Origin of the sequence: uncultured Chloroflexus sp., from assembly GCF_938091255.1 — a bacterium.
Classification (GTDB): domain Bacteria; phylum Chloroflexota; class Chloroflexia; order Chloroflexales; family Chloroflexaceae; genus Chloroflexus.
Genome location: NZ_CALLJH010000003.1, coordinates 1 through 22,113 on the forward strand (window position 1 = coordinate 1; position 22,113 = coordinate 22,113).

General features: G+C 58.9%; 17 protein-coding genes. 9 read left to right on the forward strand and 8 right to left on the reverse strand.

Annotated features, from left to right (window positions below):
• The first annotated feature begins 735 nt into the window (after positions 1 to 735).
• The 3 genes from Q1A00_RS01660 to Q1A00_RS01670 all read left to right on the forward strand — a co-directional run bounded on the left by Q1A00_RS01660 (position 736) and on the right by Q1A00_RS01670 (position 5,554).
• Positions 736 to 1,605, forward strand: coding sequence for a phosphate regulon sensor protein PhoR (locus tag Q1A00_RS01660; protein ID WP_298490482.1), 870 nt, complete (start codon positions 736 to 738; stop codon positions 1,603 to 1,605).
• 108 nt (positions 1,606 to 1,713) lie between these two features.
• Complete coding sequence (rpsA, locus tag Q1A00_RS01665; RefSeq protein WP_298404250.1) at positions 1,714 to 2,919, forward strand: 30S ribosomal protein S1; 1,206 nt, start codon at positions 1,714 to 1,716, stop codon at positions 2,917 to 2,919.
• Between the two features lie 127 nt (positions 2,920 to 3,046).
• Positions 3,047 to 5,554, forward strand: a complete 2,508-nt coding sequence (locus tag Q1A00_RS01670; RefSeq protein ID WP_298404248.1) for an ATP-dependent Clp protease ATP-binding subunit — start codon at positions 3,047 to 3,049, stop codon at positions 5,552 to 5,554.
• A 46-nt stretch (positions 5,555 to 5,600) separates the two neighbouring features.
• On the opposite strand, the gene Q1A00_RS01675 is transcribed toward Q1A00_RS01670, so the two are convergent.
• From Q1A00_RS01675 to Q1A00_RS01700, 6 genes are all read right to left on the reverse strand, one after another.
• Positions 5,601 to 6,884: a DUF190 domain-containing protein gene (locus Q1A00_RS01675; RefSeq protein ID WP_298404246.1), complete on the reverse strand. Its 1,284-nt coding sequence runs from the start codon at positions 6,882 to 6,884 to the stop codon at positions 5,601 to 5,603.
• 72 nt (positions 6,885 to 6,956) lie between these two features.
• Complete coding sequence (gene crcB / locus Q1A00_RS01680) at positions 6,957 to 7,337, reverse strand: fluoride efflux transporter CrcB (RefSeq protein WP_298404245.1); 381 nt, start codon at positions 7,335 to 7,337, stop codon at positions 6,957 to 6,959.
• 148 nt (positions 7,338 to 7,485) lie between these two features.
• Positions 7,486 to 8,472, reverse strand: coding sequence for an ABC transporter permease (locus tag Q1A00_RS01685; RefSeq protein WP_298404243.1), 987 nt, complete (start codon positions 8,470 to 8,472; stop codon positions 7,486 to 7,488).
• Entirely contained in the window at positions 8,456 to 9,403 is a 948-nt protein-coding gene (locus tag Q1A00_RS01690) for an ABC transporter ATP-binding protein (protein WP_298404241.1), read from the reverse strand. The genes Q1A00_RS01685 and Q1A00_RS01690 overlap by 17 nt, the downstream gene beginning before the upstream one ends.
• Positions 9,404 to 9,453: 50 nt before the next feature.
• The gene (locus Q1A00_RS01695; RefSeq protein ID WP_299754954.1) at positions 9,454 to 10,626 is read right to left on the reverse strand and encodes an NEW3 domain-containing protein; all 1,173 of its coding nucleotides are present in this window, start codon (positions 10,624 to 10,626) and stop codon (positions 9,454 to 9,456) included.
• A 124-nt stretch (positions 10,627 to 10,750) separates the two neighbouring features.
• Entirely contained in the window at positions 10,751 to 11,479 is a 729-nt protein-coding gene (locus Q1A00_RS01700; RefSeq protein ID WP_299754957.1) for a class I SAM-dependent methyltransferase, read from the reverse strand.
• A 307-nt stretch (positions 11,480 to 11,786) separates the two neighbouring features.
• Here Q1A00_RS01700 and Q1A00_RS01705 point away from each other — a divergent pair, with 307 nt between their 5' ends.
• The 6 genes from Q1A00_RS01705 to Q1A00_RS01730 all read left to right on the forward strand — a co-directional run bounded on the left by Q1A00_RS01705 (position 11,787) and on the right by Q1A00_RS01730 (position 18,876).
• Positions 11,787 to 12,278: an NUDIX domain-containing protein gene (locus tag Q1A00_RS01705; protein WP_298404236.1), complete on the forward strand. Its 492-nt coding sequence runs from the start codon at positions 11,787 to 11,789 to the stop codon at positions 12,276 to 12,278.
• A gap of 177 nt (positions 12,279 to 12,455) precedes the next feature.
• Positions 12,456 to 12,950 (forward strand): 8-oxo-dGTP diphosphatase, encoded by a 495-nt coding sequence (locus Q1A00_RS01710; RefSeq protein ID WP_298404234.1) that lies wholly within the window; start codon positions 12,456 to 12,458, stop codon positions 12,948 to 12,950.
• 108 nt (positions 12,951 to 13,058) lie between these two features.
• The gene (serS, locus tag Q1A00_RS01715) at positions 13,059 to 14,330 is read left to right on the forward strand and encodes a serine--tRNA ligase (protein ID WP_298404233.1); all 1,272 of its coding nucleotides are present in this window, start codon (positions 13,059 to 13,061) and stop codon (positions 14,328 to 14,330) included.
• Between the two features lie 18 nt (positions 14,331 to 14,348).
• A complete protein-coding gene (locus tag Q1A00_RS01720) occupies positions 14,349 to 14,705 on the forward strand; it encodes a hypothetical protein (RefSeq protein ID WP_298404231.1) in 357 nt (118 codons plus the stop codon).
• 164 nt (positions 14,706 to 14,869) lie between these two features.
• The gene (locus Q1A00_RS01725; RefSeq protein ID WP_299754962.1) at positions 14,870 to 15,664 is read left to right on the forward strand and encodes an alpha/beta hydrolase; all 795 of its coding nucleotides are present in this window, start codon (positions 14,870 to 14,872) and stop codon (positions 15,662 to 15,664) included.
• Between the two features lie 815 nt (positions 15,665 to 16,479).
• Positions 16,480 to 18,876 (forward strand): transglycosylase domain-containing protein, encoded by a 2,397-nt coding sequence (locus tag Q1A00_RS01730; RefSeq protein ID WP_298482521.1) that lies wholly within the window; start codon positions 16,480 to 16,482, stop codon positions 18,874 to 18,876.
• On the opposite strand, the gene coaE is transcribed toward Q1A00_RS01730, so the two are convergent.
• On the reverse strand, positions 18,864 to 19,520 hold the full coding sequence (gene coaE / locus Q1A00_RS01735; RefSeq protein ID WP_298404225.1) for a dephospho-CoA kinase: 657 nt from the start codon (positions 19,518 to 19,520) through the stop codon (positions 18,864 to 18,866). The genes Q1A00_RS01730 and coaE overlap by 13 nt on opposite strands.
• A complete protein-coding gene (locus tag Q1A00_RS01740; protein WP_298404222.1) occupies positions 19,517 to 21,487 on the reverse strand; it encodes an amidohydrolase family protein in 1,971 nt (656 codons plus the stop codon). Before Q1A00_RS01740 ends, coaE begins: the two co-directional genes overlap by 4 nt.
• Positions 21,488 to 22,113 lie beyond the last annotated feature (626 nt).

The window sequence follows — 22,113 nt, forward strand, 5'->3', positions numbered from 1 at the left end:
ATCGCTGGCGCGCGCGCCGCATTCTAGGGTCGATGGCATCGTGCGCGCGGCACCGGCGCGCGCCCTGCGATGGCGCGCACCGGCGCGTGTAGGTTATGGCCGAGCGGCGCACCGACCCCGGCCTTCAGTAGAGACGGTGCAATGCACCGTCTCTACTGCGAGATGGTGGAGCACGGCGGCAGATCGGTGAGTTGGAGAGACGTTGCAATGCAACGTCTCTCCTCCCGTGCGGACGATCCAGCGCCATCCGTTCACGACCTCGCGCAGCGCGTGGTTGCGCTACGGGGCGTCGTTGGTCTGCTGGTCAGGGAGAGAGCGACGAGGGCCCACTCCTCATCGCTCCCATCGCGTGGAGAGGGGTTACGTGTCATGCTGAACGCATCCCACGTTTATCTCTGAAGTGCATAACAGGCTCTAGCCTGTCAGCTTCCTCGTCGCTTCACGCTCCGCCGAACATTGCGCCGGCGCATGCCAATGTCATGGCGAGAAAGTGGCGCTACCCAGCGCAGCAGGGTGGTGCCCGACCGAAGCAATCTTCCGCTTCAGCGGCACCTGTGCCTGAGCGAGCAGCTTCCGTACTCGCCGGGGATTGCGTCGCCGCGCTCCGCCCGGCTCGCTATGCCACGTTAGGAACGAGCAAGCATTCGCCAATCTGTAATCTACGCACAATCTGCATACTTCAGCCTCTATGGTACCCTGCACCCAACGCTAGTCAAGGCGGGGAAAACGGGGTAAATGATGGGCCGCTGGATGTATGCGCCAACTACATCGCTGATCGTGATACTCGGCATATGTGCGTTAACCAGTGCGTTTGTTGCGCCTGCGCTTGCACTCATCGCCTTAGCCGGCTGCGTGCTCGCGCTACTCTGGGAACGCTACCGGCTCGCGCGCGCGATGCGCGCCCTAGCCCATCGTCTCCACCACACACCCCTTGACACCAAACTCGAAGTTGGAACTGGCGCATGGGGTGAAGTTTGCCATGCGGTCAACCGGCTTTTGCAACAATCGCGCACTGAGCATCACCTGCAACGCCTCCAGCCGGCCCAACCGGCGCTGCGCCAGATCAATCCACTCGACCTGCACCCGCCAGTCAGTGGACGCGACGCGGCCATCGCCGTCTTGGCAGTCGGCCAGCTTTATATTGCCGACGAACTTGACGAACTGCGAGCACGGACCCATCTGATCAGCGAGCCGGTCGAGCGCCAACAGGCCTTACTCCAGTGGTGCGACAGCTATGTTCTGCTTATCTTCGGTGCTCTTACTATCGAAGCCGATCCGTTACGGAACGCCGTTACAGCGGCAACCAGCATCATTGCCCGCGCTGAAGCCGCCGGCTTGCCTGTACCGCCGATGGCCCTGAGCAGTGGTCGTGGGCGGGTAGCAGTGGTGCCGCTAATCGGGCTGCACACGATCGGCGAACCGCTTGAACAAGCCGCGATCCTCATCCATCAAACCACGCCCGGCACCCTCATTTGTGCCGAAGAGGCCTATTTTTCCCTCCGCAGCGCCGGCCTACTCCCGCTTAGCGCGGTGCGCTTCACCACGCCAGCGCGCAGTTACGCCCTCACACTCGACGATACCTACCTGCATCAGAAAGCGGAATAGTATCATGATCCTTGCGTTTTAAATCTGCCCGGCGTATAATATTGCTACGTATCGCTCCGACCAAGCCCCGTCGAATGGCGCGCCGCCGCTTCTGCGCAGGGATCTTTCATGGAAGAGTTGAATCATGTCGGCAATAATTCAAACGATCACGACGAAGCTCGCCAACCTGATCTAAACGATCTGCTCGATCGCGGCGATCAGGCGCTTATGGAGGAGATTCTGCGCGATCCCGCTCATTCTTATCGCAACCTCAAACACGGCGATACAGTTGATGGGCGGATTATGCGGATCGACCGCGACGAAATCCTCGTCGATATTGGCGCCAAAGCCGAAGGCGTCATCCCTAGCCGCGAGATGCAGACGCTCAGTGAAGAGGATCGCGCTGCGCTGAAGGTGGGTGATCCGGTCCTTGTCTTCGTCGTCCAATCGGAAGACAAAGAAGGCCGCGCGATCCTGTCGATCGACAAAGCTCGGCAAGAGAAGAGCTGGCGCGCGTTGCAAGAATGTTACGAGCGGGGTGAGATCATATACGCCCGCGTCAAGAACTACAACAAGGGCGGCCTGCTGGTCGATCTCGACGGCGTGCGCGGGTTTGTGCCTGCGTCACAAGTGTCGAGCATCAGCCGCAGCTCGGAAACGCAGAAGCAATCCGAAATGGCCCGGCTGGTTAATGTCGAATTGCCGCTGAAGGTCATCGAGATTAATCGTAACCGCAACCGCCTGATCTTGTCGGAACGGCAGGCGCTCGCTGAAACCCGCGAGTCGAAGAAGGATGAGTTGCTGTCGTCACTGCGCGAGGGCGATGTACGCGAAGGCATCGTCTCGTCGGTGTGCGATTTTGGTGCCTTCGTTGATATTGGCGGCGCCGATGGCCTCGTTCACCTCTCCGAGATTTCGTGGTCGCGGGTGAAACACCCCGCCGAGGTGCTTAAGGTCGGCAGCAAGGTGAAGGTGTCGATCCTGAGCATCGATCACGAGCGCAAGCGGATCGCGTTGTCGATCAAGCGCACGCAGAGCGAGCCATGGACGAAGGTAGCCGAGCGGTATCAGTTAGGCCAGATCGTCGAAGGGACGATCACTCAACTCACCTCGTTCGGTGCTTTTGCCCGCATCGAGGATGGGGTGGAGGGTCTCATCCACATTTCGGAGATGGGTGACGAGCGGATCCAACACCCTCGCGAGGTGTTGAGTGAAGGGCAAGTGGTGCAGGCCCGGATTATCCGGATCGATCCGGCGCGGAAGCGGATGGGATTGAGTCTGCGGCTCCAACACGAGCCGTCCGAGAGCGGCGCAGAAGCGGAGGATGATGGCTAGCTCCTGCCGTTGCTTGGTCGAGATGGCGCTCTCAACCAGCAACAATGGCAAGAGAGGGCAATATTCGTATTCCCCGGTCTGTCAGGCCCAATAGTCGTTTCCTCCAGTCTAGCAGGTGGAGAAGAGTATGTCTGATCTGTACAGCAAATTTACCAAGCGTGCCAAGCAGGTGCTGCAATTAGCCGCCGAAGAGGCGCGCGCGTTTAACCATCCATACATCGGCACCGAGCATATTTTGCTAGGGCTGATCCGCGAGAGCGAAGGAATCGCGGCCCGCGTGCTTGATGAGCTGGGAGTGAAGCTGCCACAGGCGCGCAGCGCAGTTGAATTTATTGTTGGCCCCGGCGAGAGCACGATGGTCACTGACCAAGAGCTGACGGCCCGCGCCCAGAAGGTGATTAAGTACGCGATTGAAGAGGCTAATCGCCTCAACCATCACTATATTGGAACTGAGCATTTGTTGCTAGGGTTGGTGCGCAATGGCGAAGGCGTCGCCACCGGCGTGCTCGATATTCTGGGTGTGTCGCTCGAGCAGGTGCGCAATCAGGTGATGCGCACGCTGCGCCACGGCACCGCCGGCGCCAGCAGTGAAACGCGCGCTGCGGCTGCGCCCGGCACGCCGCCGGCTCAGCGCCAGTCGAAGACGCCATACCTCGATGCACTCGGCACCGATCTGACCGAGATGGCCGAACAGGGCCGGCTCGATCCAATTATTGGCCGCCAGCACGAGATCGAGCGCGTGATCCAGATTCTCTCGCGCCGAACCAAGAATAATCCGGCCCTGATCGGTGAACCCGGTGTCGGTAAGACGGCAATCGTCGAGGGGTTGGCGCAGCGGATTGTCCAAGGCGATGTGCCCGATAGTATCAAGGGCAAGCGGGTGGTAACCCTCGATATGGGTGCTTTGGTTGCCGGCACAAAATACCGCGGCCAGTTTGAAGAGCGGCTAAAGAGGGTGATCGACGAGATCAAAGAGTCGCGCTGCATCCTCTTTATCGATGAGTTCCATACCATTATCGGCGCCGGCGGCGCCGAAGGGACGCTCGACGCGGCTAATATTCTCAAGCCGGCCCTTTCGCGCGGCGAGTTGCAGACAATCGGCGCCACCACGCTCGATGAGTATCGCAAGTATATCGAGCGCGACGCCGCCCTCGAACGGCGCTTCCAGCCGGTCATGGTCGATGAGCCGTCGATTGAGGATACGATCCAGATTTTGCGCGGGATCAAGTCGCGCTATGAGGATTTTCACCAGTTGCAAATCAGCGACGAGGCGATCCGTGCTGCGGCGGTGTTGTCGGCCCGGTACGTACCTGATCGGCAATTGCCCGATAAGGCCATTGACTTGATTGACGAGGCGGCTTCACGCGTGCGTATGTATCGCTCGGCGACCCCGCCGCGCCTACGTGATGCGCTGCGCGGCCTTGAAGCCCTGCGCAAAGAGCGCGAGGCGGCACTAGAGGATCAGCAGCTTGAGCTGGCCGACAATCTGCGCGAGCGCGAAGAGCGTATGCTCCAGCGCATCCAAGAGATTGAAGCCGAACTTGGCACCCGCAGCGATGAACGCTACGACCGACCTTACGTGACCGAAGAGGACATCGCAGAAGTGGTCGGGATGTGGACGGGTGTACCGGTGACGCGCTTGACCGGCAACGAAACCCAGCGCCTCATGCATATGGAGGAGTTTCTCCATAGCCGGATCGTTGGCCAGCACGAGGCGATTGTCACCATCTCGAAGGCGGTGCGCCGCGCGCGCGCCGGTCTCAAAGACCCCAAGCGCCCGATTGGGAGCTTTATCTTCCTTGGCCCCACCGGCGTCGGCAAGACCGAGCTGGCCAAGGCGCTGGCCGAGTTTATGTTCGGCACCGAAGAGGCGCTCATCAAGATCGATATGTCCGAGTTCCAAGAGCGCCACACCACCTCACGGCTGGTCGGCTCGCCGCCCGGCTATATCGGCTATGGCGAAGGTGGCCAACTGACCGACGCTGTCCGCCGCAAGCCGTACAGTGTGGTGCTGTTTGACGAGATCGAGAAGGCGCACCCCGATGCCTTCAACCTCTTGCTACAAGTGCTCGAAGACGGCCACCTGACCGATGGCAAGGGCCGACGGGTTGACTTCCGCAACACGATCATCATCATGACCAGCAACGTCGGCACCGAGCACATCCGCCGTGCGTCACGGATTGGCTTCGGCGGCAATGCTAACGAGATCGACCAGATGGATATGCGGCGTAAGGTTGATGAGGCGCTCAGAATGCTTTTCCGGCCTGAGTTCCTCAACCGCATCGACGCGACGATCATCTTCCATCCGCTGACCAGCGAGGAGATTCAGTCGATCACCCAACTGATGCTCAAGCGCGTGCAGACGCAGCTCGATGAGCACCAGATCAAGCTAGTCGTGCAGCCTGACGCGCTTGAGTTCCTTGCCCGCCGCGGCTACGACCCAGCCTTCGGCGCGCGACCGCTCCGGCGGGTGATCACTAGTCTGATCGAAGACCCGTTGGCCGAGGGGTTGCTCTCTGGGCAGTTCCAAGATGGCGATACCGTGATCGTCGATACGTGCGAGGATCAACTGCGGTTGCGCTCACAGCGCGAAATCGATCAAGAGAAGGTTGAAGAAAGCCCCGCATTGGCATAGAGAACACCAAGAGGGGTGCAGCAATGCTGCACCCCTCCCGTTTCCCTTACTGGCTGCTGCCTAATAATGCCCCCAACAATGCAGCTCGCCCAACCATCCCTACCAACCGGCCTTCATTATCAACCACCGGCAAGCGTTTGATCCGGTGCGTGATCGTCTGCTCAACCGCAGTTGTAATTGGGGTATCTGGTGTCACTGTTATCACAGGGCTTGTCATCACATCAGCCGCGGTGTGATTCTTGAGCGCCAGCTCTAACTCAGGCGGGCGAGCGCCGCCTCCGATCCAGATGGCGAAGCGTTGCAACAAGCCCGGCGCCACCGGTCGCATTGCCCGGCGCAGAATGTCGCCATCGCTGATGATGCCAATGACGCGCCGTTCATTGTCGATCACCACTGCGCGTCGGCGCGGCGTCGATAAAACCCGATCGAGCGTCTCGATCAACGATGTTTCAGGAGTAACGGTTGGCACGTCACGCACCATCACTTCACCAACCGTCTTGGCGGCATTCAAGCCGGTAGGTGCCGTTTCAGGACTCACCGCAAAGTTATTCGCTACTGTCTGCAAGATGTCTGACCTACTGACAATCCCTACCAACTGCCCCTCGCCATTAACGACCGGCAACCGTTTGTGATCATGCTCGGCCATGAGCAATGCCGCTTGTGTTAACGAAGCAGTCGCCGCGATAGTACGGGGGTTCGGCGTCATCACGTCGACCGCCCGTTCAGGACGGGTTGCAATTGCGGCCAATTGCGCCGCTCGTTCATCACCCGGCAGCAACTGCTGCAAGTGCAGCGGCAACTGGCTCACCCCGCGTTGCAACAAATCGGCATCGGTAACAATCCCTACTACCTTGCGCTGCCCATCCACGACTGGCATCGCTCGCAAGCCGCGTTCGAGCAGCAGCCGCACCAACTCGCCGACCGGCGTATCAACCGTCACTGAGACCACATCGTGATTCATCACATCGGCGACAGTCAGGTGAGAAGGAAAAATCCCGCCGGCGCGCCGGCCCACTTTCACAACGAGCACCGGCGAGAGCACGATCAACCCCTCTTGCACCAACTCGCTCAGCTTAGGCAATACTCGTTGCAAGCGATCGCTGCGGTCGATGCAGGTGATGATCAGCGGCAGCCGGCTAGGAATATCGACCAGCAAGTCGCTATGGAAAACGCCATGGGTGCCATAACCTCCTACACCGCGTAAGACCGTCACTCCCGGCGCACCAGCGGCCCGCAGCGTATCGACAATCCGTGAGGCGATCGTGCGACCTTGCTGACTATCGCCTTCATCAATATAGATCCAGAGCTGCTGCGTCACGGCCTGCTCCATTGGAGACCTCCTCTCAAGGAGGCAAGGGCGACACTAGGCGTTGCCCTCACCGACTATCCTACACCAAACCATTTACCCGCCGATCCATCGCCCAAGCCCGACTCCAACGACCACGGCGATCAGACCGCCCACCACACTCCCGCCGACATACCCCAATGCCGCCAGCCAATTGCCGGCATTGAATAGCGTAAAGCTCTCGTAGCCAAACGTCGAGAAGGTAGTGAACCCGCCAAGCAAACCCGTCACCAACATCAATCGTACCGGTTCGCTGAGGGTCAGCCGGTTAGCGGTGAGGGTCAGCAACACGCCAATCAGCAGACAACCGAGCAGGTTGATGATGAGGGTGCCGTATGGCCACGCCGTGCCGAAGCGTTGGGCTGCCCACAACCCAATGCCGTAGCGGAGGTTGGCGCCAATCGCCGCCCCCAGCGCAATCGCCAATACATTGTTCATCGCTGCCTATCTCTCCTTGTGCAAGGCAGAACCCGACAATAGCTATCTGTATTGTACGACGATTGGGGAAATTGTGGGGAATATCAGTGTGGGGAGAGTAGGGGGCGAAGGATGGGAGGGGCGAATAATAATTCGCCCCTACCGGCAATTACGCCCGCACCTCTTGGCGTTGAAAGAGGATATAGCCGATAGCGAACAGCACGATTGTCGCCGCGATCAGGCCGGTGGCGTGCGGCCACGTCAGCAAGATGCTCTGCCCAGCCGGCAATGGTGTGCCGGGGATGGCGTTGTGCAACTGGATGGGCAGAACAATCCCCAAGGCGCGCACTGCCGGGTTGAGCATCGCCAGCGCCACCTCCGAGAAGAGAGTATTTGGCGATAGCCGAGTGAGCAGCAGTTCCAGTTGAATTTGGTTGATCAACGCTTGAGTATCACCCGGTGGCACCGGTTGCAAGGTACGAGCCAACAGGCTGGCGATAATGCCCCAGAAGACGGTAAAGAAGAGCCAGACGGCAATCGCGGCTAGCGCCGCCGTGGCCGGCTGGCGAAAGATGATCGAGAAGAGCATCGCCAGTGCCAACCAAATTCCGCCGTAGAAGATGGTGATCAGCAAGAACCACAGCATGCGCACCGTCTCTTCGCTGCTCGGCGGCACCCCCAGTTGCAGCAAGCCCATGCCGATGATCAGGAGCCAGATCGCGGTCAGGGCCAAAGCCAGCGTGCCCAAACCGGCCAAGAATTTACCCAACAGCAGGGCATCGCGGTAGATCGGCTGCGCCAGCACCTTCGAGAGCGTGCGCTGGTTGAACTCGCCATTGATCGAGTCGAACGCCAGCGCAATCGCTAGCAACGGTACCAGCAAGCCAAGGAAACCGACAAAGGCCGGCAGCGGCTCGCGGGCCGTGGTAAAAAGGCGCAAGAAGAGGAAATCATCGCTAGTGCCAGCGCCAGCGCGCAGATTCTGTGACGCGGCATAGACGGTGCCAAAAGCGGTGAGCAAGATCAGCGCTTCAAGGATCATCATGCGGGCGCTGGTCAGATAATCGGCCATCTCTTTGGCCACCACCGCCCACAACCCCGTCCACGGCGAACCTTCGCGCTGGCGCGCGGGTGCTATGCTACGCGCGTGCTGCATAGGCCGCTCCTTTCTGGAAGTAGCGCGCGTACACCTCATCGAGGCTGGGCGTGTCTACGCTCAGACCCAGCAACTTACCACCTGCCTCGATCACCTTGCGGGCAATCTCGGCGCGCAGATCGGCACGCGCTTCGACGTTGTATTGGGAGCCGTTCGCTGACACTTTTACCACATCGGGCAAGGCGTGCAACGCCGCCGCCACCGCATCGCCACCCTCAGCCTCAACGTGGATGCGGTAGGCGCCACCAAGCACGCGCTGGGCCAACTCGCCGACTGTGCCTTCCAGCACCATGCGCCCTTGGTGGAAGAGACCGACCCGATCGCAAACCGCCTGCACCTGTTGTAATAGGTGCGACGAGAGCAAGATGGTAATGCCGCTCGCCTTGAGCTGGCGGATGAGATCGAGAAATTCGCGCACCGCTTCCGGGTCAAGCGCCAGCGTCGGCTCGTCCATGATGATTAGCTGCGGCTGCTTGATCAAAATCTCGGCCACCCCCAACCGCTGGCGCATACCGCGCGAGAAGGTCTTAACCCGCCGATCGGCCACGTTGCTCAACCCAACCTGAGCAAGCGCCTCGTTGATGCGCTTGCTCATCTCTGGCTCGCGCATACCATTAAGCTTGGCGATGTAATTGAGATTCTCGCGCGCGGTCAAGTTGTCGTAGAAACCGACTTGGTCGGGCAGATAACCAACCCGCGCCTTGACGCTAAGCGGCTGGCGGGCCGGGTCAAGGCCTAACACCCGCACACTCCCGCCGGTCGGCTCGGTCAAGCCCAGCAGCATCAGAATGGTAGTGGTCTTGCCAGCGCCATTCGGCCCCAACAGGCCGAAAATTTCGCCCTTGCGCACGGTCAGGTTGAGGTGATCGACGGCGATAAACGTGCCGTATTGTTTGGTCAAATCACGGCATTCAATCACCACGTCGGTCATAATCGTTTCCCCTGTTATCGTGGTAGAAACACACGACGTGCGGCTTTACATTACCGGCGGCCAAACCGCATCACCGCCACGCCAACGCCAACCACCGCCACCGCAATCAGGGCAATCCCAACTAACCCCCAAATCGTTGAGGTCAACACCGTAAACCGGAATTCGCTGGTGGCAACCGCTGCATCAGCCGGGCGGGCCGTGAAGGTAACGAGGTAATCACCGGCAATTGCCTGATTCGACGGCTGTACCTTCGCAGTGACTTCGACCAGTTGGCCATTGGCTAGCTCAGGGATCTGCTTCGGCTCAAATTCGACCGTCCAGCCAATCGGTGGTGAGGCGCTCAGTTCGATATTACGCGCCGGTGCAGAGCCGGTGTTGCGTATCACCAACTTCACATCAGTCTTTTCGCCAATACGTGCTTCACCAGAAAGCCGGCCATCGGGGGTTGTCAGCACCAATTGCGGTTGACCGGTAATATCGGCCACGAGACGGGTCGTCGCTTGCACATCACCGCCACGCGCCAGAATACCGATTTCGTAGGTGCCAGCGGGTACGTCAGGATTCAACGCACGCACTTCCACACTAAGGCTCTTTGACTCGTTGGGGCCAAACGGCACGCTGGTAATGCTTTGGCCCGACAACTTGAAATCAACTTGGAAACCGCGCGGCACTTCAGCCAGCAAGCTTACTGGCACCTCTTCACTGCTCTCGTTCTTAAGTGTAACGTTGTAGCGGAAGGTGGTTGAAGGCGAACCGCGCAATGTCGGTAGATCGACCTTGAAGGTAAGACCAGCGGGGTTCACCGTCTTGGCCTTCAGCGTCAACTCGATCGGCAACGTCACCTCTTGGTTCACCCCAGTCGCTACCGCCACCATCCGATACGAACCGGCCTTCACATCTGATGGCGGCTCGATGCGCAGATCAAAAGTCGCGTTGTTATTCGGCTCAATGTAGGCTGACTGGATCACACGCCCGTCGCCGCGGAAGGTGATATTCCAACCGCTCGGTGCTTCACGCATGCCGAGGCGCACAATCTGCGGTGTCGTATCGGTGCCGAGCGTGAGTTTGAAAGTGACAACATCGCCAACGGTGGCTTCTTGGGCGGGGTAACGAGTGTAAAAGAAGAGATCACGCTGGTTCTCTTGGGCCAGCGCTGGCGCTGCGCCCACGAGGGCGATCAGCGCTAACATCACGAGCAAGCTGATGTTGCGAAATGCGCGCATCGTCTACCTCCCCTTGTGATGGCAACTGTAGAATCTGCCGCGGAGATCCGCTCACTTTCGGGAAGATAGACGGTAATGATTAGAAAAAGATTAGTTGTGTATTAGTGTTCTCTATGAAATCTCTTCACTTGGTTAGCGCATATTCCCATAACTGGTGCGGCGCATCGAGCGCTGACTGCGGGCGCATCACGCGCACTTGCAAGGGGAGCGTTTGCAAATGCCCATACCAAAGGCGAAGCGGAATTGCGTGAACCGATTGCGGGTACAGCTTTAAGCGGTAATAGAGCGCGTGATCAGGAAAACCTAAGCGCTTCAGAATTGTGTAGGCGCGACGCCGTAGTTGCAAGCGGTATAACCAGTGTATGTGGTGGCAAACGTTCGTAAAGATTAACCCACCCGGCGCTAAAACCCGCGCAAATTCGCTTAACAAGTTCAGAATCGCTTGCCGATCGGGAATGTGTTGGAAGACGCCGAAAGAAAAGATCAAATCGATGCTATTGTCTGGCAGTTCGAGCCAGCTGGTCGTATTGACCAGAAACTGAGCATTGGCCAAATCGCGGTGCAGCTCGCGCGCTTTGCAAATAAGGCTCTCGGCGACATCAAGACCGATATACTCAGCGAAATGCTCGCACAGGGCCGGCGCCACTCGCCCGATCCCGCAACCGAAATCGAGTACACGCTGAAACCGACGCGGATAACCGAGACGTTGCATCTCTTCATGCAACTGTGCTATCTGATGCCGGCCAGTTTGAAAGAAGTCGGCTAATTCCCAACCGGATATGCCGGTCATTGCCCAGAACGGATCAAGCTGGCCTAAGGCATTCCATTGCTGTTGGTTGTAGGCAAAGGTCATAGTTCCTCCTGCCGAGACGAAGGAAGATTAACAGCTTCACTCATCAAACCACAGCAACCCTCCATTTGTCTTGTGTATTTTGGCAGAGATACGGATGGGGATATTTTCCTCATTGCAGCGGCATATCTCCATGGGACCCTTGCCTAAAGGAATATATCCGAACATGCGCAGGCCGGGTATTGCCCTCACTGCTCACGCCACAACAGCCCTCACGACGCCGATTTGCGGCCAAGATATGCCCGTGCTATGATGCGTTTGCGATCGGTGGAACGATCCAGCGGCTGAAGCGACAGGGTTAACAGCGGCCATGATCCACCCCTTGCGCGAAATCATCCTCACCGGAGCATATAATCTCTTCATCCGCTTGCGGTTGGCGCAAGGTATTATCTTCCGCCCACGCGCAATTGGGGTGCGGGTGATCGTGCAGCGCGGCGATGAATTTTTGCTGGTACGTCACCGGGGTGGGGCGAAACCGTGGGGTCTGCCCGGCGGCGCGATCGATCGCGGTGAAGCGCCGGCGGAAGCGGCCCGCCGCGAGGCGCTCGAAGAGAGCGGCTGCCCGGTGACGGTGACTGGTCTCCATGGTGTGTTCCACTATCTCGCCAATGGTCTCAGCGATTACGTGATCGTCTTCACCGCAGTGGCTGATGGCCCGCCGGCGCCGCCCCGCGGTGACATCGAGATCTGTGATGCCCAATTTTTTCACCCCGACCGTTTGCCCGCCGGGGTTGACACCGGCAGCGCGCGCCGAATCGCCGAAGTGCAACGCGGTGAGCGTCATCTCTATCGAGCATGGTAACGCAGTAGAGCCGGACGACTGTCTGGCTCCGCAGCGCTCGAAACGCAAAGGGCGCAGAGGTTTTGCGGGGTGGGGGGTACATGTGCGGTGAGGAAACAACCCTCACACAAATCTTTATCGCGCTTTTGCATGTGAATAACGTTGCGTCTTCGTATTCACTTGCTATCGAGGTTAACGATGCCGTATACACCAATTCTCGCTACGCTTGGCTACGTCCTCTCACCTGACGGTCAATCGGTGCTGATGGTACATCGCAACGCGCGTGCCGGCGATCAGCACCTAGGCAAATATAACGGGCTCGGCGGCAAACTCGAACGTGACGAAGAGATTGTCGCCGGGATGCAGCGCGAACTGCGTGAAGAGGCTGGCATTACCGCCCTCGAACTTACGCTGCGCGGTACGGTGAGTTGGCCGGGGTTTGGTAAAAACGGCGAAGACTGGTTTGCGTTTATCTTCCTCATCACCCGCTTCAGTGGCGAACCACCAACAGCGAATGTTGAAGGAACGCTCGAATGGGTACCACTTGTACGCATCATGGACTTGCCACTCTGGCCCGGCGACCGCTTCTTTCTGCCGCTCGTCTTCGATCATGACCCACGCCCATTTCACGGCGTGATGCCTTACACCAACGGCCAGCCGGTTGATTGGCGCTATAGCCGGATTGGGGTATAACGGGATTGGTGAGGTGGGGCGTAGGGCTACAGCGGGTTACACTGTGGTATAATTGCCACGACAGCACCAACCGCCGCGCACGTGCGCATTGCATACCGGCAAAAAACCATGCTTGACATGAAACTCATCCGCGAGCAGCCCGACGAAGTGAAACGTCAATTAGCTCGTTGTGGCGTCGATGGCGCTCTTGTTGATCAGGTTCTCGCGTTCGACGAACAGCGTCGCCGCTTGATCTACGAGGTGGAGACACGCAAAGCTGAACGCAATGCGGTCTCGAAGCAGATCGGTGCGATGAACGACGCTGCCGAGCGACAGGCCAAGATCGAAGCGATGCGCCAATTGGGTGATGAAATCGCTGCCCTCGATCGTCAATTGGCCGAGGTCGAAGAGCAACAGCGGGCCGCAATGCTGGAAATCCGCAATCTGCCGCACCCTGATGTACCCGATGGGGTTGATGAAAACGATAACGTGATCGTCTATCAAGAGGGTGAAGCGCGACCGTTGCCTTTCCCTGCTCGCCCGCACTGGGAACTGGGTGAGGCGCTGGGCATCCTCGACTTCGAGCGCGGTGTCAAGCTCGCCGGTTCGCGCTTTTATGTTATGCGCGGAGCCGGCGCGCGCCTGCAACGGGCCGTCATCCAGTGGCTGCTCGATCTCCACCTGCAACAAGGCTACCAAGAGGTGTATACGCCGTTTGTGGTCAAAGAGTCGGTATTGTGGGCCTCTGGTCAGTTACCTAAATTCCGTGACAATCTCTACCGCGACGAGGAGTCGGGCTTGTGGCTGGTGCCGACGGCAGAAGTGCCGCTGACCAGCCTCTACGCCGACGAGATTCTCGAAGCGAGCCAGTTGCCAATTTACCACGCCGCCTACACACCCTGTTTCCGCAAGGAACAGCTGAGCGCCGGGCGTGACGTGCGCGGGATCAAGCGCGGCCACCAGTTCGATAAGGTCGAGATGTACATGTTCGTCAAGCCCGAAGAGAGCTATCAGGCGCTCGAGAAGCTGCGGCGCGATGCCGAAGCGTGTGCTCGCCTCCTAGGTTTGCCATTCCGCACCAAACTGCTCTGCACCGGTGATCTCGGCTTCAGTTCAACCAAGACCTATGACATCGAAGTATGGGCACCGGGAGTGGGTGAATGGTTAGAGGTCAGCTCATGCTCGAATGTCGAGGCGTTTCAAGCCCGCCGCGCCAATCTGCGCTACCGCCCTGAGCCGGGCGCCAAGCCAGAGTTCCTCCATACCCTGAACGGATCGGGCCTCGGCTTGCCGCGCACGATTATCGCGATTATGGAAAACTACCAGCAGGAAGACGGCAGTATTGTCATCCCCGAAGTGCTGCGCCCGTACATGGGCGGCATGGAGCGAATCAGGCCGTAAGGATGACTGCAAGACGCTATGCCAGTCGTTATTAATCTCACCAGCGCACTTCACGGTGGCACGAACCCTCGTTGCGGCACCGGCGACCACAGCAGTTGCGGGCCGGATTGCGGCTGCGGTTGCCCCTACACCGGTATGGTCGAGCGCGGCAACGTGCAACCGGTAGCACTCATCGAACAACGCTACCCCAACCAATGGCTCGCGCTCGTCATTCCGCCCGGTGAAGATGAAGAGCGACCCGAACAAGCTATGCTCGTCGCCTACAGCAGCGACCCCGACGAGGTGTGGGACGCGGTGAGCCGGATTACCTTTAATCAGGTGGTACACGTTTACTACAACGGCTCGCTTGACAGCTTTCTGGAGCAGTTTTCGTAAGCAAAGCTGCACTGGGATTTGGGGCAGTGACTGTAGCTCGTTGGATAACCAAACTAATCATCGTGTCTGGAACGTTACAACCTTAGAAATTTGCGTTTTCTATTACCAGTCCTTTCGCTTCTTTACACCCTGTGCATCGTGGCGTTATTCACGACGTAGCAACTATGCTTACCGTTACTGACTACCTTGCCCAACCTGCCGTGCCGCCTGATGCACGTATCCCCTACGGCAGCCATCCTGATCAGTTTGGCGATCTGTATTTGCCAAATAGCCCGAAACCAGCACCACTGATAGTGCTCATCCACGGTGGTTGTTGGCAAGCAGCGTATGATCTTACACCACTTGGTGAATGGTGTGCCGCGCTGCGTGCCATCGGATATGCTGTGTGGAGCATTGAGTACCGTCGATTGGGCAACGGCGGTGGCTGGCCGCAGACGTTTCACGATGTCGCTGCCGGCCTCGACCATCTGCGAGTTTTGGCCGACGATTACCCCTTGAACCTTGCGCGGGTGATTGCGGTCGGCCATTCCGCAGGCGGTCACCTCGCACTGTGGCTAGCCGCACGACCTGCGTTACCGGCTACCAGTCCCCTCGCCACCGCCAATCCGCTCCCGATCCACGGCGTGGTTGCGCTTGCCGCCGTCGCCGATCTCGCCCAAGGCGTAACTGCCACCGCTTGCGGCCCGGCCTGCGCCGAACTGGTCGATCACAACCCGCACCGCTACGCCGAGGCGTCGCCGCACATGCTCTTGCCGCTCGGCGTACCTCACTACCACCTCGTAGGCGGCGACGATCCGATCGTACCGGCGGCCTATGTCGCCGCCTTCGTTACTGCGGCCCGGCAAGCCGGCGATACAGCGCATCTGACCATTCTACCGCAATGCGGCCATTTTGAGCTGACGACACCGCATAGCACAGCATGGCCAGCGGTGGTGGCAGCAATGAGAGAGATGGGGTAAGGGGGCTAACATCATGTTCGTCAATTGCAAAATTGCCCAAAACCACCTTCCATCTTTTGCGCTGGTCAAACGGTTTGATCGATAGAGGACTCGTTGTTGATCGAACCACAACGATGCCAGCGCAAACGAACCCTCGGTACCAAAACAGGTACCGCATTCCATCAGCCCACGCCGTGGTGGAACCACGATGCCAAACCACATCCACGCGATTGTACAGACCATGACCGTGGGTCTTTACCATGCAATCGCCGCAATTCTCCTTCCATCCGCCAACCTATTCATCACTCGTGGCTGGTTTCAAATCTGCTGCGACCAAACGCATTAACGAATACCGTCAACCCCCGGCACCGCCGTCTGGCAACCCCGACGATTCCACAATCGTAATTATTCGCACTGATGCAGCGTAGCAACGAAATATGACATCCATTTGCAACAATCCGGCCCGCCGGGAACACGACCGACTTCGCAGTCAACGGTAATATACGGATATTAGTAAATTCCCGGCAACTCACCTCGCCTCGCAGAGACGCACGACCGTGCACCTCTGCGGAGATCCGACCGCCATCATCGCCGCCATTGCTGCCCCACAAATACCAACCGTTTTATCACAATTTTGCCCTACTCATCCGGCGCTAAAACGCGCTATATTACTCATAACAAATAACACATTTGGACCAAATCTTTGGTGTCTGGCATGGTTCTCGTCTATGTCTAATCGCCCGCGCCCACCATTACCTCGGTTTCATCGCTCCTCAGCATTGTCATCACGCCGCCCGTCAGCATTATGGCGTTGGTTGAACCGATTTGTGTTTGGGATGCTTGTACTCATCGTGTTCGGTCTGTTTGCAATCATCGGACTCTACGTTTACTACGGCCGCGATCTACCGCCGCCTGAGTTGCTCGACCAACACCGCAGTTTCGAAAACACCCGCATCTACGCCCGTGACGGCACTACCCTGCTGTACGAAGTGATTGGCCCCGGGGTGCGCGTACCGGTGGCGCTCGACCGCATCCCCAAGCTATTGCGTGACGCCACAGTGGCGGTGGAAGATGCCAATTTTTACACCAATTCGGGCGTGGATCTCCCTAGCATTGCGCGCGCTTTCTGGCAAAACGTCACCGCCGGCCAGACCGTTTCTGGGGCAAGCACGATCACGATGCAGTTGGTGCGGACCATATTGCTCACCCCCGAAGAGGCGCAGCAGCAGTCGATCGAACGCAAGATCCGCGAGGCGATTTTGGCGATCCGGGTTGGGCAGGTGTATAGCAAAGATCAAATTCTGAAGCTCTATCTTAATGAGGTCTACTACGGTGCGCAGGCGTATGGGGTGGAAGCGGCGGCGCAGCGATATTTCGGCAAGCATGTCTGGCAATTGACCCGCGGCGAGGCAACGTTGTTGGCCGGCTTGCCCCAATCGCCCTCCAACTACAATCCGTTCGAGAATTTGCCGTTAGCCCGCGCCCGCCAACGCATTGTACTCAACCAGATGGTGGCCGCCGGTTTTATCAGCGCTGCCGAAGCCGATTCGATCTTCGCGGAGCCGATCCGGTTGGTGCCGCCGATGACGACCATTCAAGCGCCGCATTTTACCTTTTATGTCTATGACTTATTGGTGCAGCGGTTCGGCGAGGAGATGGTCAACCGGGGTGGGTTGCGCGTGATTACCACCCTCGATCCGAACTGGCAGGCCCAAGCCGAGGAGGTAGTCCGCACCAAGATTGCCGAGCTGCGCGCGCGTGATGCCAGCAACGCCGGCGTGGTGATGCTGTCGCCTGATGGCCGGATTTTGGCGATGGTGGGGAGTGTTGATTTCAACGGGCCTGATGGTCAAGTTAACGTCACCATGGCGCCCCGCCAGCCCGGATCGGCGCTGAAGCCGTTTGTCTACGCTGCGGCGTTGCAGCGTGGATGGACGCCGGCGACTATTCTGTGGGATGTACCATCAAGCTGGATAGAGAATGGCGTGATTTACCAGCCGCGCAATTACGATGGCCGTTTTCGGGGGTCGGTGCGGCTGCGTTTGGCACTGGCCAATTCGCTCAATATTCCGGCGGTAAAGGCGCTGGAGTTTGTCGGGGTTGAGAACTTCGTCAATTTGATGAGTGAGTTTGGCATTACGACGTTTACCGACCCCAACCGCTATGGCTTAGCAATGGCATTGGGTAGCAACGAGGTGCGGCTACTCGAATTGACTGGCGCGTATGCCGGCTTGCGCGCCGGCGGCAGGCAGGTGCGACCAGTGGCGATCTTGCGCGTCACTAATAGTCGCGGCGAGATGCTCGAGTCGTGGCAACCCCAGCGCGGCAAGCCGTTGCTCGGCCCGCAGAGCGAGCAGATCGCCTTTCTCATTACTGACATCCTCAGTGATAACGCTGCCCGGTGGCTGGTGTTCGGGCGCAACAATGTGATGGAGCTGCCCAATATTCCGGCAGCGGTAAAGACCGGCACCAGCAATGATTACCGCGATTCGTGGGCGGTTGGCTATTCCGATGCGGTGGTCATCGGCGTCTGGGTCGGTAATAACGATAGCCGCCCGATGGCCGAAGTCGCTGGCGCGAATGGAGCCGGCCTCATTTGGCGCGAATTGATGTTGCGCTACCATGCCAACCGTCCGGCCCAACCCTTCACCCCACCCGAGGGAATCGTTGAGTTGCCGGTCTGCGTTGAGACGGGGGGGCCGCCGGTTCCTAATTGCCCGCAGGTGATTAGCGAACGCTTTGTGGTTGGTAGCGGGCCAGTGAGCGCGATTACATACCAAACGTATCGCGTTGGCGGCGATGGTTCGTGTCTAGCCGCACCCTACACGCCGCCGGAAGAGGTGCGGACGATGACCTTTCCACTTTACCCGACCGAGATGGCTGAATGGGCGAAGTACAATGGCCGCGCCGCGCCTACCGAGTATTGCCCGCCGCCACGCGAGCCAGATCGCGCGATGGCCCTGCTCGATCTCGCCGAGAGCAGTGTCGTCACCAACACCTTGCTCTTTGTCAAGGGCACCGCGCGCGGCCCGTTCATTCTTGACATCGGCCAAGGAACTGATCCGACCATCTGGCAGGTGTTCGGCCAGAGCAACCAGCCGGTCGAGGATGGCTTGTTGGGGGTGTGGAAGGCCAGCAATTGGCCGGCGGGTGATTACACGATTCGCTTGCGGGTGACCATGGCTGACGGCGGCGTGATCGAAGAGCGGCGCCGGATTCGCTATGCGCCGTGACTGGCAATCAGCGCCCGTTGCCACGCCGCTTCGACCTGTGCCCGCGTCTGCGCTTGCGAACCGCCGTTGTCGATAATCACGTGCGCCCGGCTAAACCGGCTCTCTTGCGGCGGCTGGGCCGCCACGCGGGCTTGGGCTTCGGCCAGCGACATGCCCCGTGTCGTCATCAACCGCTCAATCTGTTGTTCGGGCGGGCACGTCACTACCCACACCTGATCGCACTCGTCGGCCCACCCCGACTCGATCAGCTTGATCGCGTCAATCACCACAATCGGTCGCTCCACCGGACGCAGACGGGTGGCATATTTGCCCGCACTGGCCACTTCGTCGAGAAACTGGCGGATCTCGGCCCGCACTGCCGGATGGACGATCGCTTCGAGCCGTTTGAGCGCCGCCGGATCGTTGAAGACGATCGCGCCAAGTTTGCGCCGGTCGATAGGGCCGCCGGGGGTTGTCACGATTTGCGGGCCGAATGCGTTCACAATCGCCTGATAAACCGGCGTACCCGGCTGTTGCAGCCGATGGGTGACGCGATCAGCGTCAATCGTGCGCGCACCCAGCGCCGCGAGCATCGCCAGCACCGTGCTCTTGCCACAAGCAATGCCGCCGGTCAACCCGATCAAGTAGATACCGGGATGTTTCATGCCGCCAGCTCCACATACTCTTGCAACACCAGCGCCTCATCGGTGATACCGACCAATTCGAGCAATTCGCTGATCAACTCGGCGCGTCGCTCGGCATCGCGCCGGCTCCACGTCCGGCTCTTAATTTCGAGGAAGGGGCCGGGATCGGGCTGGCCAGCCAGTGTATCGAGGTTGATCGCGAAATCGTGGTCTTGGTAGAGAATGCGCCAGCGCCGCCGCCGTTTTTCGATCTCCTCGATCCGGTCAGGTTGGAAGTATTCGCGGTAGAAGCGCACGGTATGGTCGGCGGGAGCAGTGTAGCGCGCCCGCGAGAGCATCATCGCCTTGGGATGATCGACTCGGCGCGCTTCAGCCATCAGCGTGAGCGTATACTTTGGTTGCGGGCGCGCGCCCGGATCGGTGCGGTGATCTTCGCGAATGCGGATCCGTTCGCCGTTGGCGAAGATGAAATAGGTGTCGTACTGGGTGCGTTCACTAGTCTTAGTGATGGTGATGGCCGGATTGCGCAAGAGGGCCAGCACCCGTTCGACATCAGCCGGTTGCAGGCGGGCCTTGACCTGAATCTCGAAAATCTCGGCCTGTTGCACACCTCCCAGCGCCAGAATCTTGGCTAGCAGATTGCGCTCACGGGTGGCGAGAAACTCGTTGATGCGAGCGGCAATCGCCTGCGCGTGGGCAATGATTGCCTCTTCATCGAGCGTCTGCAAGTGCCGATTGCGCAGCAGGAGTTTGCCGTCAACCAGCACATCACGCACATCGGCGGCCCGGCTGCTATAGACAAGGTGCGAATAGATTGCGTCGGCAGCGTAAGTGTAACGCGGCGCGCTGTGCAAGCGGCGCAGCTCGACCACGACGATGTCGGCCCGTTTACCCACGGCCAGCGAGCCGATCAGGTGATCGAGGTGGATGGCGCGCGCGCCCCAGCAGGTCGCCAGCGCAAAGGCTTCGCGGGCCGGTACCGCCGTCGGGTCGCCGCTTAAGCCTTTTGGCAACAGCGCTGCCAACTGAATCTCGGTGAACATATCTTGATCGTCGTTGCTGGCCGGGCCATCGGTGCCTAGCCCTACCCGCACCCCGGTCTCGATCATCCGGCGGAAGGGTGCCACACCGCTGGCTAGCTTGAGGTTGCTGGTCGGGCAGGGGACTGCGCCAGCGCGGGCTTCACGTAAGAGCCGCATGTCGTCTTCGGTGGCATGGACGCAGTGGGCAGCGATACAGGGCACATCGAACGCGCCGACCCGCTTGGCGTAGCGAATCGGCGTCACTTCGCGGTCACGGATGCTCTCTTCCACCTCACGTGCCGTCTCAGACAAGTGCGTGATCAGCGGCGCGCCAAACTCTGCGCAGAGCGCAGCAGCTTGGCGATAGATGTCGTCGGTGCAAGTGTACGGCGCATGGGGCGCCACCGTGGCGATAATCCGCGGATGGCCGCGCCATTCAGCCATAAACCGGCGCGCTCGCTCGATGCCAGCATCGAACGAATCGGCGTCGGGTGTCGGCAAACGCATCACCGTCTGCCCGCAGATTGCTCGCATCCCGGCTTCATCGGCAGCGCGCGCCACCTCTTCTTCAAAATAGTACATATCAACGAAGGTTGTCGTACCGCCGCGGATCATCTCGGCGCAACTGAGCAGCGTGCCGGTATAGCTGAATTCGGGATCGACAAACTGGCTTTCGACCGGAAACATATAGCCAAACAGCCAAACATCGAGCTGCTGGTCGGCCACTAACCCGCGCAAGAGACTCATCGGCACATGGGCATGACCGTTGATCAGGCCGGGAATAATCGCGCAATCGTGACAATCAATCGTTTCTTTGGCAGTGTAGCGCGCAGTAAGCTCAGCACTCGGCCCTACTGCCACGATTACGCCATCGCGAATCGCCACGGCGCCTTCAGTAAAGATGCGCCACGCTTCATCCATCGTTACAACGGTGCCGCCAGTAAGCAGGGTGTCAACATACTCCATGCAATCCTCCTCAACACGTTTGGCGTCTTCTTGACATTGTACGGGAAAGTGACCAAATCTGCGATCCGCCAGAATGCTGAATTGAGGAAGGCTATGCATAGGGCGAGACGTTCGCCCGCGCCAAGCGCAGAGAGATGTGATAGAAGAAATGATCGTGTGCTTCATCTGCGCCTTTGTGTCATTGCGAGGGTGCGTAGGCCCACGGCAATGCTGTATTGCCTCGCACCCAAAGCAATCTCCGCGGCAAGCGAGAGCAATACCTGTTACTCAAACCAATCCGCTTTGCACAAGCAAATAAGACCTAGCGCTAGACTGCCATACCAAGGCTTTTCGCAGCGTTACTCTACGCGCATTGTATACAGCTCGCTCGTAGATCTTCCGGTAAGAAAACCGCTGATCAATCTGTCAACGGATTTTCGCACAACCGTTATCGGGCGATGAGACGATCGGTCACGGTCTCTGAACCATCGCTCACGAAGGCGCGGGGGATTGTTTCGGGCGGTATGCATACACGCCCTCGTAATAACAAAAGGGTTGGTGAGATTATCATTGCAGAAATTGATGAATTCCCGACAAGGCTTACCCTATCTGCCAACAGAAATGATGTTTCAGCTCCGCCACACCTC